The 435-nt window shown below is 67.4% G+C and carries 1 protein-coding gene; it reads right to left on the bottom strand.

Features of this window, described 5'->3' with window-relative positions:
• Positions 1-435, bottom strand: a 435-nt coding sequence (locus DVK07_RS21920) for an ABC transporter permease (protein ID WP_147441348.1), incomplete at both ends; no start/stop codon positions are given.

The following is a 435-nucleotide window of genomic DNA, read 5'->3' as shown; positions in this document are numbered from 1 at the left end:
CATCGTCCGCAAGTCGCTCGCGCCGCTGGCGCGCGCCGACTTCACGAAAGTGCGCTCTCTGACGGAGAGGACCTCGGAGCGGACGACGCGGGCGGGCATCTTCCAGAGGAACGCGACGATGATACCCGTCATGAGCCAGACGCTCGGCGTCACGAACGTCAGGAGTAACAGCGCCATCGGCGTGAACGGCAGCGAGAACGTGAGGTCCGTGAGACGCATGAGAACCTCGTCGACCCAGCCGCCGTAGTACCCGCTGACGAGTCCCACGAGAAAGCCGAGCGCACCGGTCCCGATGCCGCCGAACAGGCCGACGATGAACGTCGGTTGCGCGTCGGCGAGGAACTGGCTCAGGACGTCTTTGCCGTAGGCGGTCGTCCCGAACGGAGCCGCGCCGGTCGGTTCGGACAGCCGCAGCATCGAGCCGGCGTCGTCGCG

Origin of the sequence: Halorubrum sp. Atlit-26R (assembly GCF_003666015.1) — an archaeon.
Taxonomy (GTDB): domain Archaea; phylum Halobacteriota; class Halobacteria; order Halobacteriales; family Haloferacaceae; genus Halorubrum.
This window is presented reverse-complemented; position numbering and strand designations above follow the sequence as displayed.